17 protein-coding genes are annotated in these 14,183 nt (G+C 65.9%); 8 read left to right on the top strand and 9 right to left on the bottom strand.

Annotated elements, in window-relative coordinates; genetic code table 11:
• Nucleotides 1-29 precede the first annotated feature (29 nt).
• The 4 genes from ACZ9BC_RS10330 to ACZ9BC_RS10315 all read right to left on the bottom strand — a co-directional run bounded on the left by ACZ9BC_RS10330 (nt 30) and on the right by ACZ9BC_RS10315 (nt 3,581).
• A complete protein-coding gene (locus ACZ9BC_RS10330; protein ID WP_476245847.1) occupies nt 30-1,073 on the bottom strand; it encodes a Gfo/Idh/MocA family protein in 1,044 nt (347 codons plus the stop codon).
• Nucleotides 1,073-1,846 carry an amino acid ABC transporter ATP-binding protein gene (locus ACZ9BC_RS10325; protein WP_476245846.1) on the bottom strand — a complete coding sequence of 258 codons (774 nt, stop codon included), beginning with the start codon at nt 1,844-1,846 and terminating at the stop codon, nt 1,073-1,075. Before ACZ9BC_RS10325 ends, ACZ9BC_RS10330 begins: the two co-directional genes overlap by 1 nt.
• A complete protein-coding gene (locus ACZ9BC_RS10320; RefSeq protein WP_079595286.1) occupies nt 1,843-2,631 on the bottom strand; it encodes an amino acid ABC transporter permease in 789 nt (262 codons plus the stop codon). The genes ACZ9BC_RS10325 and ACZ9BC_RS10320 overlap by 4 nt, the downstream gene beginning before the upstream one ends.
• An 86-nt stretch (nt 2,632-2,717) precedes the next feature.
• Nucleotides 2,718-3,581 carry an ABC transporter substrate-binding protein gene (locus ACZ9BC_RS10315; protein WP_275730457.1) on the bottom strand — a complete coding sequence of 288 codons (864 nt, stop codon included), beginning with the start codon at nt 3,579-3,581 and terminating at the stop codon, nt 2,718-2,720.
• Between the two features lie 184 nt (nt 3,582-3,765).
• On the opposite strand from ACZ9BC_RS10315, the gene ACZ9BC_RS10310 reads away from it, so the two are divergent.
• The gene (locus ACZ9BC_RS10310) at nt 3,766-4,845 is read left to right on the top strand and encodes a LacI family DNA-binding transcriptional regulator (protein WP_476245845.1); all 1,080 of its coding nucleotides are present in this window, start codon (nt 3,766-3,768) and stop codon (nt 4,843-4,845) included.
• A 122-nt stretch (nt 4,846-4,967) separates the two neighbouring features.
• Nucleotides 4,968-5,819, top strand: a complete 852-nt coding sequence (locus ACZ9BC_RS10305; RefSeq protein WP_476245844.1) for a DMP19 family protein — start codon at nt 4,968-4,970, stop codon at nt 5,817-5,819.
• A 126-nt stretch (nt 5,820-5,945) separates the two neighbouring features.
• On the opposite strand, the gene ACZ9BC_RS10300 is transcribed toward ACZ9BC_RS10305, so the two are convergent.
• Nucleotides 5,946-6,569 carry a DUF5655 domain-containing protein gene (locus ACZ9BC_RS10300; RefSeq protein WP_476245843.1) on the bottom strand — a complete coding sequence of 208 codons (624 nt, stop codon included), beginning with the start codon at nt 6,567-6,569 and terminating at the stop codon, nt 5,946-5,948.
• 159 nt (nt 6,570-6,728) lie between these two features.
• Between ACZ9BC_RS10300 and ACZ9BC_RS10295 the strand changes: the two genes are divergently transcribed.
• A complete protein-coding gene (locus ACZ9BC_RS10295; RefSeq protein WP_476245842.1) occupies nt 6,729-7,400 on the top strand; it encodes a protein tyrosine phosphatase in 672 nt (223 codons plus the stop codon).
• Here ACZ9BC_RS10295 and ACZ9BC_RS10290 read toward each other — a convergent pair.
• Nucleotides 7,397-7,609, bottom strand: a complete 213-nt coding sequence (locus tag ACZ9BC_RS10290) for a hypothetical protein (RefSeq protein WP_476246000.1) — start codon at nt 7,607-7,609, stop codon at nt 7,397-7,399. The genes ACZ9BC_RS10295 and ACZ9BC_RS10290 overlap by 4 nt on opposite strands.
• On the opposite strand from ACZ9BC_RS10290, the gene ACZ9BC_RS10285 reads away from it, so the two are divergent.
• Together ACZ9BC_RS10285 and ACZ9BC_RS10280 are read left to right on the top strand one after the other, a co-directional pair.
• Complete coding sequence (locus ACZ9BC_RS10285; protein ID WP_476245991.1) at nt 7,584-8,162, top strand: RNA polymerase sigma factor; 579 nt, start codon at nt 7,584-7,586, stop codon at nt 8,160-8,162. The genes ACZ9BC_RS10290 and ACZ9BC_RS10285 overlap by 26 nt on opposite strands.
• The gene (locus ACZ9BC_RS10280; protein ID WP_476245841.1) at nt 8,155-8,913 is read left to right on the top strand and encodes a hypothetical protein; all 759 of its coding nucleotides are present in this window, start codon (nt 8,155-8,157) and stop codon (nt 8,911-8,913) included. Before ACZ9BC_RS10285 ends, ACZ9BC_RS10280 begins: the two co-directional genes overlap by 8 nt.
• 102 nt (nt 8,914-9,015) lie before the next feature.
• Here the strand turns inward: ACZ9BC_RS10280 and ACZ9BC_RS10275 are convergent, their stop codons facing one another.
• Nucleotides 9,016-9,576, bottom strand: a complete 561-nt coding sequence (locus ACZ9BC_RS10275; protein ID WP_079595278.1) for a COG4315 family predicted lipoprotein — start codon at nt 9,574-9,576, stop codon at nt 9,016-9,018.
• 160 nt (nt 9,577-9,736) lie between these two features.
• Here ACZ9BC_RS10275 and ACZ9BC_RS10270 point away from each other — a divergent pair, with 160 nt between their 5' ends.
• Both ACZ9BC_RS10270 and ACZ9BC_RS10265 read left to right on the top strand, forming a co-directional pair.
• Entirely contained in the window at nt 9,737-10,234 is a 498-nt protein-coding gene (locus ACZ9BC_RS10270) for a sigma-70 family RNA polymerase sigma factor (RefSeq protein ID WP_079595277.1), read from the top strand.
• Nucleotides 10,231-10,890, top strand: coding sequence for an anti-sigma factor family protein (locus ACZ9BC_RS10265; RefSeq protein ID WP_476245840.1), 660 nt, complete (start codon nt 10,231-10,233; stop codon nt 10,888-10,890). Before ACZ9BC_RS10270 ends, ACZ9BC_RS10265 begins: the two co-directional genes overlap by 4 nt.
• A gap of 76 nt (nt 10,891-10,966) precedes the next feature.
• On the opposite strand, the gene ACZ9BC_RS10260 is transcribed toward ACZ9BC_RS10265, so the two are convergent.
• Complete coding sequence (locus tag ACZ9BC_RS10260) at nt 10,967-11,464, bottom strand: SRPBCC family protein (RefSeq protein ID WP_476245839.1); 498 nt, start codon at nt 11,462-11,464, stop codon at nt 10,967-10,969.
• Nucleotides 11,465-11,540: 76 nt separating this feature from the next.
• On the bottom strand, nt 11,541-12,410 hold the full coding sequence (locus ACZ9BC_RS10255) for a DUF1206 domain-containing protein (RefSeq protein WP_254865437.1): 870 nt from the start codon (nt 12,408-12,410) through the stop codon (nt 11,541-11,543).
• 193 nt (nt 12,411-12,603) lie between these two features.
• Here ACZ9BC_RS10255 and ACZ9BC_RS10250 point away from each other — a divergent pair, with 193 nt between their 5' ends.
• Nucleotides 12,604-14,181, top strand: coding sequence for a fimbrial protein (locus ACZ9BC_RS10250; protein ID WP_476245838.1), 1,578 nt, complete (start codon nt 12,604-12,606; stop codon nt 14,179-14,181).
• The last annotated feature ends 2 nt before the right edge of the window (nt 14,182-14,183 follow it).

The following is a 14,183-nucleotide window of genomic DNA, read 5'->3' as shown; positions in this document are numbered from 1 at the left end:
TGTAAAGGGATGTGCCGTGACGTGCTGTGTCAGGCAAGGGCATGGACTTCTTCAATGACTTTCAAGACTTCGACGGCGTCTGCCGGGTCAACCGGGAGCGGCGCCCCGCGGAGGAGTGCCTCGGCCAGGAGCCGGTAGAACTCGGGATAGGCCCCCCGCTCGGCGGGAACGGCGCTTGTGGCGCCGTCCACCCCCAGGACCCCCCAAGAGACCTGGGGGTCCACGCCATAAGCGGGATCGGTGGGGAGGACCCCGGCATCAAGTGCCGGTTCCTGGCCGTCCAGTCCCCACTTGGTGTACCCGGCTGCCGAGCCGAGCACATGGAACCGGGGGCCTGCCTGCGGGGCGGCGCCGTTCATCCAGAGCCGGGAGCGTACGCCCGAATCGTGCAGCAGGGACACGAAGGCTTCCTGTTCCGGACCTGACGGGCCCGTGCCATGCCCGGCTGTTTCGCCGTAGCTGCGCGCCACGGGCCCAAACAGCTGGATGGCCTGGTCGATGAGGTGGGCGCCCAGGTCATGGAGGATGCCGCCGCCCTCCGCCGTGGTGGCGGAGTCGCGCCAGTTCCCGAAACCTTCCGGGCGCCACCACTCGAACCGTGATTCGAACGTCCGGACCTCGCCCAGCTCACCGGCATCCAGGAGCTTTTTGAGGGTCAGGAAGTCCGCGTCCCACCGGCGGTTCTGGAAGACCGTCAGCTGAACGCCGGCGTCGGCCGCTCTGGCTGCCAGCTCTTGGCCGTGTGCGGATGTGGTGACGAATGGCTTGTCCACCACAACGTGCAGCTTGTGGGCTATCGCCCTCGAAGCGAAGTCGAAATGGGTGACCGGAGGGGTACCCAGGACCACCAGGTCAAGGTCGGCTGACAGCGCGAACAGGGCTTCCGCCGTCGGGACAATCCGGGCCTGCGGGTAGCCGGCTGCTGCTGCGGCAGCGCGGTCCGGGTCCCCGGTGACAATCACATCCAGTGAATAGGACGGGTCCGCCTCGATCAGGGGTGCATGGAAGACGCGTCCGGAAATTCCGAAGCCGACGACGGCGGTGCGGATCGGTCTGTTGCTGACATTCGCCATCACAGGACCTCGGAGAGGAAACGCTGGAGGCGTTCGCTCTTGGGTTTGTCGAAGATGTCCGCAGGCGTGCCCGCTTCAACTACTTCACCTTCATCCATAAAGACCACCTGGTCGGCCACTTTCCGGGCAAAGCCCATTTCGTGCGTCACCACCACCATGGTCATGCCCCGCTTTGCAAGCGACGCCATGAGGGTCAGGACGCCCTTGACCAGCTCGGGGTCCAGGGCGCTGGTGGCCTCGTCGAAGAGCATCACTTCGGGTTCCATGGCGAGGGCACGGGCAATGGCCACGCGCTGCTGCTGTCCGCCGGAAAGGTCCCGTGGACGGTGGTCGGCACGTTCGGCAAGGCCCACCTCGGCCAGGCGGAGGCGTGCACGCTCCCGTGCCTCTGCCTTGGGCATCTTCTTGACGCTCCAGAGGGCGAGGGCCACATTCTCCAGGGCCGTGTGGTCCGGGAAGAGGTTGAAGTGCTGGAAGACCATCCCGATCCGGCTGCGCAGGATGTCGGGGTTGACCTTCAGTACGCTCTCGCCCGCCAGGAGCACGTCGCCGCTTTTGGGTTCGTGGAGCCTGTTGACCCCGCGGAGCAGGGTGGACTTGCCCGAGCCCGATGGCCCGATGATGCAGGTGGTGGTGCCGGGGGCCACGGTAAGGCTGACGTTGCGGAGCACCTCGATGTCCCCGTACGCCATGGTCAGGTTTTTGAGTTCCAGGCTGGATCCGTGGAAGGTCTGGATGTCAGCGGTGGGGTTGGCGCTGGTGCTGGTGATCATGTGTTGCTCCCGGTAGTGAGCGGCGAGGCCGCGTCGAGTTCCTTGACTTCCTTGAGGCCGCTGGAGGGGGCCGCGGGACGGCGTTTTCCTGCCCGGAAGCGGCTGTCGAAGTAGTTCACCAGGTGCGTGAGCGGCACGGTGATGATGAGGTAGAAGATGCCGGCCATCACCAGCGGGGAGAGGTTTCCGGAGAGGACTGCGGCGTCCTGGCCCACGCGGAAGAGTTCACGTTCGCTGACCAGCAGGCCGAGGAAGTAGACGAGTGAAGAGTCCTTGACGATGGCGATGAACTGGTTGACCAGTGCCGGCAGTACGCGGCGGATGCCCTGGGGAATGACCACGAGTGCCATTGATTTGCCGTAGCTCATGCCCAGGGCGCGGCAGGCCTCGCCCTGGCCCTTGTCCACGCTTTGGATGCCGGCACGGAAAATCTCACCGATGTAGGCGCTGGCGATCAGGCTTAGGGCGATGATGCCCAAGGGGTACGGCGAAGGGCCGAAGATGGACTGGCTCAGCCGGGCGAACCCCTGGCCGATCAGCAGGATGGTAAGGATGGCCGGCAGGCCACGGAACAGGTCCGTGTAAATGCGGGCCGGGACCCGCAGCCACCGGGACGGTGAAATGCCCATAACGGCGACGATCATGCCGAGCACCAGGCCGATGATCGTGGCCGAGACGGAAATGATGAGGGTGTTCAGGAGGCCCACGCCCAGAAGTTGGGGCAGGACTTCGACCATTGCTTCGAAGTCGAAGAATGTGCGGATGATGGTGTTGAGCCAGTCCATGGTTGCTCTCAGACGTTGTTAGCTGGTGGAACGGGGGCGGTCATGGCGGTAATTCAGGTTGACCGCCCCCGCAACCTTGGGAGGGGTTAGTTACTGGGCGCCGGGCTGGACGTCTGCTCGGCCTTGGGAAGGTACTGCTCGGGCATCGGGGAGCCCGGGAACCACTTTTCGTAGAGCTTCTTCCAGGTGCCGTCCTCCATGGCTTCGGCCAGGCCCTTGTTCAGGGCCTCCTTGAATTCGGTCTTGCCCTTGGCGACGGCGAAGCCGGCGGGAGCGTCGAAGGACGGGATATCTGCTGCGCTCACCAGGCCAAACTGTTCCTGGTAGGACTTGGCGGCTTCGTAGTCGAGGAAGTGCGCGTCGACCGCACCGCTGTTGACGGCCGAGACTGCGGTGTTGTTGTCGGGGAAGCGCACCAGGCTTGCGGAGGTGAAGTTCTTGACGGCGTAGGCTTCCTGCAGCGTTCCCTGGACAACGCCCAGGCGCTTGCCGGAGAGCCCTTCCGGATCGTTGATGCCGGACGTCTTGGTGGTGATGATGGTCAGGTAGCCGGCCAGGTAGCCGTCGGAGAAATCAACGGTTTCCTTGCGCTTGTCCGTGATGCCGATGGCGGCGACACCGGCGTCGAACTGCCCGTTGGCGACGGCGGCGAGCAGGCCGGAGAAGTCCTGGCCGGTGAAGACCACGTTGTCTACACCGGCCCGGCGGGCCACGTCCGTAAAGAGTTCGACATCGAAGCCTGTGAACTTACCCTGGGCGTCGGTGAAGGTGTACGGCTTCGAGTCACCCAGGCTGGCGACACGGATGGATCCGGGCTCAATCAGGCCGTAGGGGTTGTCCGCGGACGAGGATGAAGCAGGAGTGGATGCTCCGCAGCCGGACAGTGCCAGGACCGCGGCGACGGCCGCGGCAACCAGTGTTGCGGGGCGGAAAGTCTTTCGAGTAAACACAGCGAGTTTTCCAATCGAGAGAAGCGGGAGTGGAGGATCGAGATCCGCCGTGGGGGGATGCTTGGCCGGTACCTCTTGCTGAGTCCGGTCTCAGTCTCTACGATTGAGACCGGACTCACACCGATTGATAGAAATGTAACCCAAGCCACAAAAGGGCGTCAAGCGTCCTACGGGAAAGGCCGAAATGAGTACTGACGCTTCACGACGACGCGATGTAACAGTCGCCGACGTCGCCAAGGCCGCGCAGGTATCCAAGGCCCAGGCAGCACGTGCGCTGGGCAACTATGGCGCAGTGAGTGACGATGTGAGGGAGCGCGTACTGGCAGCAGCGGAAGAGCTGAACTACCGCCCAAATGAACTCGCGCGCAGCATGAATACCGGGAAGTCAAACACTATCGGCGTGGTGGTGGGCGACATCGAGAACCCGCACTTTGGCCTCGCGACCAGAGGCATTACTGACACCGCGAAGAAGAGCGGGTTCAACGTCATCCTGGTCAATACCGATGAGGACACAGCAGCCGAAGTGGACGCAGTGAAGGTGCTGCTGGACAAGCGCGTTGACGGCCTGATCATCGCGCCGGCTTCATCGGTTGATACGCAGCACCTGGCAAGCGTTCACACGTCCGGAAGGCCCTTGGTGCTCCTCGACCGTAGGGCCCAGGGGGTGGAGGTGGACACGGTGGCGGTGGAGATGGAGGGGATCTCCTATGAATCCACCAGCTACCTGATCGGGGAAGGGCACCGCCGGATTGCCTTCATTTCCACCATTCGGACGGATGAGCCTTACTTCGCCGGCCTGCCGCTGGATTCCTCGCAGATCTCGGACCGCCGCGATGGTATGAAGCGTGCGTTCGACGAAGCGGGGCTTCCCCAACCCGAGGACCTGGTCCGGCTCAACGCCGGCGGTCCTGAGTCCATCAGGAAAATCACCCGTGAACTGCTGCAGCAGCCTGATCCCGCCACAGCGATCATTGCCTCGGACGGACTTATCGGCCTCAGCGTCGTCGAGGCGATCCAGGACCTGGGGCTCTCGATCCCGGACGACGTCTCTTTCCTGATGTACGACGACTTTGCCTGGACCCGCCTCACCACACCGCCTCTGACCGTGATTGCGCAGCCCGTCTACGAGATGGGCGTCGCCGCCGCTGAGGCCCTCATCCGCCAGATCCAGGGCAGGAAAACGCCCGCTGCAAAACCTGAATTTTCCGCCACCCTGGTGAAGAGGGGGTCTGTGGGCGTTCCCGCCAGCAGGGCAAACGGTTAGCCGTTGTGCAGTTGCTGAAAACTTCGCTAGACGTTCACTTCCTCCTCAATGGGCCGGTAATCCCTCAGCCGTAGCGTGAAAAGTGTCCTGAGCACCACCAGCGAACAGCAGTAAGGATTGCCATGATCACCAGCCAGCAGCCCGTCGTCCTGACCAGCAGCAGCATCGAAGCCAGCGATGAGGAGGCAGTTGAGGCCAATGTGAGCGTGGTGGACGCCATGCACACCGCTCTTCTGCACACCGAGGAGATGTCGCCGGTGGCGGTCCGCAGCTACTACGTGGATTTCTACCTCACGCAGTCACTCGAGGGCGGCTTCGCGCAGTACTCCTTCATGGCTGTGGACCGGTCCGAAACGGACACCCTGATCCGCGAGGGTATGGCCGGCATGGGCGCAACGGCCCACCTGGACCTCTTCAACCGCGCTGTTGCGGCCTACGACGCCCTGACCGAGGAGGAAGCCGAGCACTACCTCGACGGCGGACTCGACCAGGCTGAAGAGACCCCCGACGCCGTCCTCCGCATGGAGGAGCTCGACGGTGAGTTCGAGGAGTTGCTGGAGCGGGAGAACATCACCGCACTCAATGCCGCTTGGCTGCGCGGACAGGCCGATCTCCTGGTGCTCGACGACGAAGAGGTGGGCGCATACATCCAGCGGCTGGTTGCGCTGATCCCGGACCTGCCCGAACGCCAGGCCAAGGCAGAGGCCGAGGCGCTGGAGGATGCCCCGGACTTCGAAATCATCATCCGTGAACTGTGCAGCATTGCCGGCTACGAACTCCTCAAGATCACCATGGGGGACCCCAACTACCTGCACGACGGCGAGAAGACCCTGGCCTGGCACTTCTCCACCGACCATGGCGACTTCCTGATGGTGGAGGAGGACGACGAAGCCTTCATGATCAACCCCGAAACGCTCGAAATCGTCGCCGCAGTGGAGTTCGAAGAGGCCGACGCCGACCTCATCGAGGCCTAGAAGCACCCTCCGGAAGCTTGCCCGCTTCGCGGGTGATCAACGCACCGGGGTCGCTTTAACCTGCGGCGGCCCCGGTGCACCTCCCGCGGACCGCACCTTCCTTTCCTGGCTGTTCCGGTCCCTGGCCTAGCTGTTTTGTTCCAGGGCCGCGGCCAGGATTTCCAGCAGCTCGTCGTCCACCTGCTCGGGGGACACCAGCCGCACCCGGAGCGTAAAGGGATCGTCCGTGCGTGTTCTGACCTGTTCCAGCCGGCCCCCGGCGGGAGCATCAAGGCGCAGGGTCACGTCCACCGCCGAGTTGGTGGACCGGGTCACCTGGGCGAACTTCCGGCGCGGGCTGTGCAGGGACACGTAGCCCTTCCGCATCTGGATCTGGACGCCGTCGGCGGCTGACGCCCAGGCAAGGATGGAATCGGCGATGGGCCGCAGCTGCGGGTGGTTGGCGTATTGGCCGTCGATCAGTTCGTCGGCGTCGCGCAGCATGAACTCCGGGTAACCGAACATCTCCCAGGACACCGCGTACTGGGCATAGCCCGTCACGCCAAAACCGTCCCGCATCCAGTCGCGGAGTTCCCGGTCGCTGCGGATGCCCGCCGCCCGGGCCTGCTCCACCCAATGGGCCGTATCCTGGCCGGTCTTCCGCAGGAGCAACGCCTTGTTGTTGTCCACCATGGACTGCCAGGTGCCGGCCTCTTTCCGGGGCGCACCGGTTTGTGTGTCGGACTGCTGCGGCTGGTTGCTGTTGGACATGCATCGATCGTAAGGGCGACGGTCCGGTGGTCCTGATACGGACGGGCAATAAAAAGATTTCCAGCGTCCGTAACCTTTCCGCTGCCCCCGGCGATGTAGGAGGTGATGGGTCCGCACGCCGGGCCCAACCCGATATGTTGTCCAGGTTTGGAGTACTTGATGTCTTTGTTCACCGTTCTCGCCACCAGTAAAGTCGCCGCCGGAGTCCTGGCAGCAGGCACCCTGGCCGTCGGCGGAACCGGCGCAGCCGCCGTTACCGGTGTCCTCCCCGCTGACGCGCAGCAGACCGCGCACGAACTGTTCGGTGCTCCCGCCCCGCAGCTGGCAGCCGAGGCAGCCTCTGACGCCCAGACCGGTGCGGAGTCCACCACGGATGCTGCAGCCGACGCCGATGCAACGGCAACTGCTGATGCGGCTGCCGACGCCACGGTCAGCGATGAGGAAGCAGCCGCCCAGGCTTCGGGTTCCGTTGCCGCCGGTGCTGCCGTTGACGCAGCCGGCGCCGCCGCCGTCGGTCTCTGCACCGCTTTCACCAACGGCGGCCTCAACGCGTCTGCCGAAGGCTTCTCCTCGCTGGTTATCGCTGCCGAAGGCGAAGCCAACGTTGGCGACTTCTGCGCGGATGTTGTTGCGGACGCGGACGCCACCGCTGAGGCCGCAGCGGCTGCCACCGGCTCGGCCGCCGTTGAGGTTGAGCGTCCCGAGCTTCCGGCCGTTCCTGCCGTCCCCGCCGTTCCGGGTGTCGACGGCGAGCCCGCCGTTCCTGCCGTGCCTGCTGTTCCGGTTGAGGGCGCCGACGTCGTGGAAGCCCCTGCGGTTTCAGTCCGCTAGGCACCGTTGGCTAGGGTGGACCGCAGCTGTTTTGTGGCTGCGGCCACTCCGGACTGCAGGAACCAGCCCCCCGTTCCTGCAGTCCCGCCTGCCGGCAGCGTGGTGCTGCCGCAGGCGGAAGAAGCAGCGGGGGACAGGCAATCCGCACCGCACAACCGGGACAGGCGCACCTCGCGTTCCGGGATGGAGGAGCCGCTGGTGCTAGACACTTTGGCCCATGAAGAGATCGACATATTCGACAGCGCAGCCGGAACAGATCCCGCTGTGCTGTTTGGCGCTGCCTATCGGTCCTTCGCCGGCCCCGTGCAGGGATATCTCAGGGCCCGCGGTGTTGACGACCCGGAAGCGGTAACCCAGGACGTGTTCCTGGCCTTCTATCCGAAAATCAAAGGGCTCACCGGCGGCCTGCAGGGCGCCAAGTCCTTGATCTTCTCCATTGCCCACGCCCGCATGGTGGACCACTACCGCCGGCTGGAGCGCAGGCCGCAACTGACGCCCTACGATCCCCAGGATGACGGCCGCACAACGCCGTCGGCGGAGGACCAGGCGGTGGAACTGCACGGCGGGGCCGCCGCGATGCTGGACGGCCTCAGCGGCGAACACCAGGAAGTACTGGCGCTCCGCGTGGTGGCGGACCTGTCCATCGAACAGGTGGCGGGCATCATGGGCAAAAGCACCGGGGCCATCAAGCAGCTCCAGCGCAGGGCCCTTCAGAACCTCAAAGCACAGACGCTCTCAAGAAACCAGGCGAATCATGAGTGACACCGCAGGATCCCGCAGCGACGGATTCGTTGACCAGCTGCTGCTGGAGGCAGGGCTGGACGACGACGGACAGCTCCATCCAGCGCTCCTGCAACTCCGCGCCCTGGGTGCTGTGGCGCCGGAACCCTCCGCGGAGGTAGCGGCCCTGATGCAGCGTGCCGAGGAGGTGGCGGCTTCAAACAGCACGGCCGCACCTGCTGCGGCCGCGCCAGTTGAGACCGCAGCAGTATCCGCCGCCGCACCCCCCGATGAGCTGGCCGCGCGGCGCCGGACCAAGCGGCGCGTCACCCTGACAGCACTGTCCGTGGCCGTCTCGCTGTCCGCCGGCGGAGCCGTCGCCGCGGCTTCCGACCAGGGGTTCCGGGACTCCTTCAGCCGGTTCAACCATGCCGTCGCCTCGTTTGTGACGGGATCCACCGGGGTTCCGGCGGGGAACCAGGCTGATGACCCCGCAGTCCCGGTTCCGGCCACGCCGGCAACCCCCGCCGCCGAAGAGACTGTCCCGGCCGCACCAGGTCCCGCCGCGCAACCGGCGGAGGTGACGCCGTCGAACGCTCCCGCCCCGCCGGAAACGGCAGCCGGGCAGGACGCCGCCCCGGGGAAGCCGGCCGGCCTTCCTGCTGCCGAGGACCTGGCCACCGCCGTTCCGGATGATCTCACCAACGGTGTAGGCCAGCCGCCGCAGGTGCCCGTCCCCGGCGCGTCAGAACTTCCGCTGCCCGGGACTCTCCCCGCAGTTCCGCTGCGCTAGCTGCGGTAGGGCGCCTGCGGCCCGTTTTTCCGGCCGCCGCCCGCCATTCAAGCCCTGCCGCGAAGAGCATGGAGGCGGGCCGGCCCGGCCGGCAAATCCAACTCAGTAGGCTGATGCACCGCCCATCTTGATCATGGCGCCGGACGGATCCGCCAGGTACCAGACGTCATTGACGCCCTGGCCCAGGATGTCGCCCGGCTTTGTGTCCTTCGCGAAGTAGTACAGCGGCAGTCCCTCCAGGGTTACCTGCTGCTTGCCATCCGGGGTGGTGATGGTGCCCAAGGCTCCCGTGACGCCCTCGGCGGACGGAGTTTCCGAGGAAGCAAAAACAGGGGGCCACGCAACCAGGCAGGCGTCAGTGCAGGCACTGGTTCCGGAGTCCTTCACATCCTTCGTGAAGAAGTACACGCTCATTCCCTTTCCATCCACCACGATGGTCCCTGCGCTTGTGGAGGCTGTCTTGAGGTCGACGCCGGCGCTGGCCGTAGTGGACGTTGCCGAGGGCGGGGACACCGAGGCGGCGGGGGCCGTTGCGGAGGTGGCAGGCGCGCCGGTGGTGACAGCGGGGCTGGTGGCCGGCGCGGTTCCGGTGCCGCCGGCACAGGCAGTCAGTACCGCGGCAAAGGCCAGGATGGCGAGGCCTGCACCCGGGTGGTGTTTCATGGGTTGCTCCTTGGCTGGGCCCGGCGTCTGATACCGGACGCTAACCCCTACGACGCATCCGGGTGAAGAATGGTTCAAGCAGGATGAACTTTTTAACGGCCCGCGGCGTCTTTAGGACATCAGCAGGAATGTGGGACAGAACCACATCAGGAGGGACGGCATGCCGCTGGATGAGGACGTGGTGGCGTCCATCTACCGCGAACACGGCCCCGCCCTGCGCCGGTTCGTCCTCAGTGCCTCCCGGGACCCCCAACTGGCTGAGGACGTGGTGCAGGAGACCGTGCTCCGCGTCTGGCAGCACGCGCCGGAGATCAACGGCAGCCTCCGCAGCTACCTGTACCGGACGGCCAGGAACATCATGATCGACAATTACCGGCGTGCCCAGCGGCGCCCGGAAACACTGGAAAGCGGCCTCACGGATCACGGCGGGGCGATGGAAAAGGTGGATGAGCTGTTGATCCGGGTCTTGATCGAGGAGGCCCTGCTCCGGCTGAGCAAGGAGCACCGCGACGTCCTGGTTGCCCTGCATTACCGCCGCTTTACGGTCAATGAAGCCGCCGTCCAGCTCAACATCCCCAGCGGAACCGTGAAGTCCCGCGCCTATTACGCGGTCCGTGCCTTGCGCACCATCCTGGATGAAATGGGGGTGGAACGGTGAACGGTTTTGATCCCCACCAGTTGCTGGGTGCCTACCTCCTGGGCGGGCTGGACGACGACGACCAGGCGGCTTTTGCGTCCCACCTCAAGGACTGCCCCGCCTGCCGCGAGGAACTGGCCGGGCTTGAGAAGCTTCCAATGCTGCTGGACGCCCTTCCCGTGCCGGATGCCGTGGCGCTGACCGCCGTTGCGGCCGTAGCGTCCGGTTCTGATGCCCCCGCTCCGGTTCCGCTCCTCAACAAGCTGGCGCGCCGCCGTCGGACATCACGACGGCGGTGGGCGGCACTCGTGGGCGCCGTGGCCACCGCCTGCCTCGCCCTGGGACTCGCTGCCGGACCATTGCTGGCGCGGCCCGGGCAACCCGACGCCACCTATTCCGTCCAGTCCGGGGGCGGCCTCCAATTCAGCATCGACCTCGCCCGCAAGACCTGGGGGACCGAGCTGGCCGTGAACGGAAGCAGCCTGCCGCAGGACGGGACGTTGTCGCTGTGGGTCAGGGACCGCGCCGGCGGCGAAGACCGCGCGTGCGCCTGGACGGCAACCCCCAGCGGCAGGGTCAAGGTCACGGGGGCAACGCCCATCCAGCTGGGAAGTATTTCCAGTGTTGAGCTCCGGGACGGCACGCAGCATGCCGTTGCCGTGATCACGGTGCCCTGACGCCTGACGCCTGACGCCTGACGCCTGACGCCTGAAGCCCTGACACCTGAAGCCCTGGCTCCTCGCGGGCCCGGGGCTAGGGAAGCTCGGGCGAAGGCCCGTGTTGGGCACGGAATTCAGCTATCAGCGCCTCATCCTCGCAGGCGCGGGCGAACGCGTCGATCCGCCTCTCGATCTCGTGCCCCAGAAGCCAGGTGCCGATCCTCTCCATCAGCGGCCGCAACAGCGCCGGCCGGCAGGAAAAGGTGTATTTCCAGACCGCGTGGGTGCCGCCGTCGCCGGCCGTGAAGCGCCAGCCGCCGCCAAAGTTCCCGAAGAACCAGGGGCCGGACACCATGGTCATGCCCACGTTCCGCGGCGGGACGTAGGAGACGTACTCGCTGACCATCGTCAGCCCCAGGCGGGAGCGCGTCCTGGTGCGCACGCCCTTGGCTGCAGAGCTGGCGCCGGCCAGGAATCCCTGGGCCGAGATGAACGGGTCCCACTTAAGCCGGAACGTGCCGGTGGTCTGGGAGAAGGCGAAAACCGTTTCCGGGTCGAGGCGGATGAAGCGTTCAGCGCGTACCTGGGGCATGGTCCCACCCTAGCCACCCCGGCGCTCAACAACTGGACGCGGTCATCGCGACGGCGGTTCCCTGGCCGTTTCCGGGTTACTGGGTCATTTTGGCCAGCCGGGCCCGCACGATCATGAACACTCCGTAGCAGATGAGCCCGGCACCCACTGCTGCCAAAAGGTAGACGCCAAGGGGCTGGTCGCGCAGTGCGCGGAGCCCGCCGTCCAGGCCGGTTGAATCCTCCGGGTGGGCCTGCAGGGTGGCGATAACGATGAGCAGGCCGGTCAGCAGCAGGACTACGCCCTTGGCCACATAGCCTGTCACGCCCAGCACCGTTACCGCAGTCCTTGCCTTTGGGGACGCGGGCATGACCAGATGCTTTTCGAAGGATTTCCTGAGCCCACGGATGCCGTACACCACCCCGGTCACGGCGATGCCGGCGCCCAGCAGGACCAGCAGGGCTACGCCGCCGGGAGCTTTGATCAGGGAGACGGTCAGGTCACTGACAGCTCTTTGGTTGTCGCCGCCCGAGCCGGTTCCCCTCGCGAAGGACAACAACGTCAGGGCGAGTCCGGCGAACACCAAAGCCTGGGCCCCGGCCTTGGCCTTTTTTCCGGCCTTTTCCTTGGTGGGCAGGCGGTTGTAGTCGAAGATGGCATCGCTGGCCTGCCACAGCGCAAGGGCAGCGCACGCCGCGAAGCTCGCCCACAACAGGAAGGGTCCGGCCGGCTGCGTGGCGAGCTCCGCCACCGCGCCGCTGAAGTCCGCGTTGCCGGTACCGCCCATGGCCAGCCGGATGGCAATGGCACCCACCAGCAGATGCAGTATGCCGCTTGCCGCAAACCCTGCCCTTGCCAGCAGTTCCAGAGTCCGCGAATTGGTGACGTTCTCTGCCGCGTCCACGGCCTGCTTCAGTTCTCTTTTGATGGCTGTTCCTTTGTGCGTGCGCAGTGCGCGGTGGTCCACTGGTGTGCGTGCCCCACACAAAGGCAATCGTGCCACGCGGACACGGTCTGGAACAGTACGCGGCCTGGCGGTGTGGATGCGCGCCTCTCTTCGGACACGCATGGGGAGGGATCCCCATCGCCCGGTCCCGGCGGCTGTGCCACCCTAAGCAGCAGCGGATGACACACACCGAGGACTTCTCCGGGGGAACACCATGACCTTTTACGGCGCTGACGTCAGCCGGCTGCGCGCACTGGCCAAGGCGGCTGACCAGGCCGCGTCACTGCTGAGCGCCCGGGCCGGCTCGCTGCACAGCCAGATCCAGTCCGCACCGTGGAAGGGAACGGACAGCGATCGGTTCCGCCAGGAATGGGCCGGCAGCCACCGCCCCGGGCTGGACAAGGTGGTGTCCAGCCTGCGGGAGAACTCAAAACTCCTGCTGAAGCACGCGGATGAGCAGGAGAAGGCGTCGTCATCCGGCGGAACCGGCGGCACCAGCCTGTGGGACCCCCTCCAGTCGCTCGCCGCCCAGGCCCGGGACTGGCTGCAGGAACAGGCTGCAGCGGCAGCCGCGGCCGCGGAACACCGCAGGGAACTGGAAGCCGGCCTGGAGCGCATGCTGGATGCAAGCCCCGCGGAGCAGGAGACGTGGTGGGACAGCCTGTCCGCAGCGGACCGCAAGTACCTGATCGAGGGCGAGGGGGACGACGGCCCCTTTGCCGAAGACCTCATGCGCATGGACGGCGGCATCCCCGAATCTGCGCAGGAGCTGGCCAAGGACCACCTGCAGGGGCTGGCGAAGGCGGATATTCCCGTCTGCTCCGAGGCCGGCCGGGCCTCCATCGAGGCGCGGGTGGCGTGGGTCCACGGGGGCGCCGAGGTAGGCACCGAAGTGGTGGAAAATGCGGACGGCTCCGCCACCATGAAGGTGTACGGGAACATGGGGCTGGGCGTGAACGACACCAGTGGCGCCGCCGGCGCCACCCTCAGCGGGGAGGTGTCCCGGGAGTACACCTTTGGCAGCGTGGAGGAAGCCATGGCCGCCCGCGGACAGATGTACCGCGACCTGCCGCCGGACAGCGTGGGCGAGATCAAGGACGTGGCGGGCAACCCGCCGGGCTACATCCTGGAAACAATCAACAATGCGGCCGGTGACAACGGATCCACCGGGCTGACGGACAAGGCGAAGGGGACCCTGTCGCTGGAGGCCGAAGCGGAAACCGGGGCCGCGGCCGGATCCGCGAAGCTGGACCTGGCCTACGAGCGGAACCTCACGGACGGCACCTCCACCGCCAGCGGAGAGGTTTCAGCGCAGGGAACGCTCAATCTGGACGGGCGGATCTTCGAGGCCTCCGGCACGGGCGGCCTGCAGGTCACCATGGACAAGGACAGCACCATCGATTCAGTGTCGGTGTCCATGGACGGTACCGTGGCGCAGGGGGTCACGGCGGGCACCGACGTTAAGGCTGCCAAGGTGGAGTCCTCGGTGACCGCCGGCACGCAGGGCACGGTCAGGATCGACGTGGAGTACTCGCCGGAGAACCGGCCCGTGATCGACAGCTACCTGCGCAACATAGCACTGGGTGATGAGGCAGGGGCGGCCCGGGATGCCGCTCGGCTCTATGAGGCCGGTTCCGCCACGGTGCAGGTCAACAGCGTGGTCAGAGCGTCCACCGAAGCCGGCCTTGACGTGAAGCTGGGTGAGGTGGAGGTCAAGACCGAGAGCCAGGCCACCACCAACGTGTCCACCTACTACAAAGTCCCCAACGACACGAAGCTTGAAAGGCTGTGACC

The organism is Pseudarthrobacter sp. TE3704, assembly GCF_056279405.1.
Note: the sequence above shows the minus strand (reverse complement) of the source record. Positions and strands in the feature narration are given on the sequence as shown.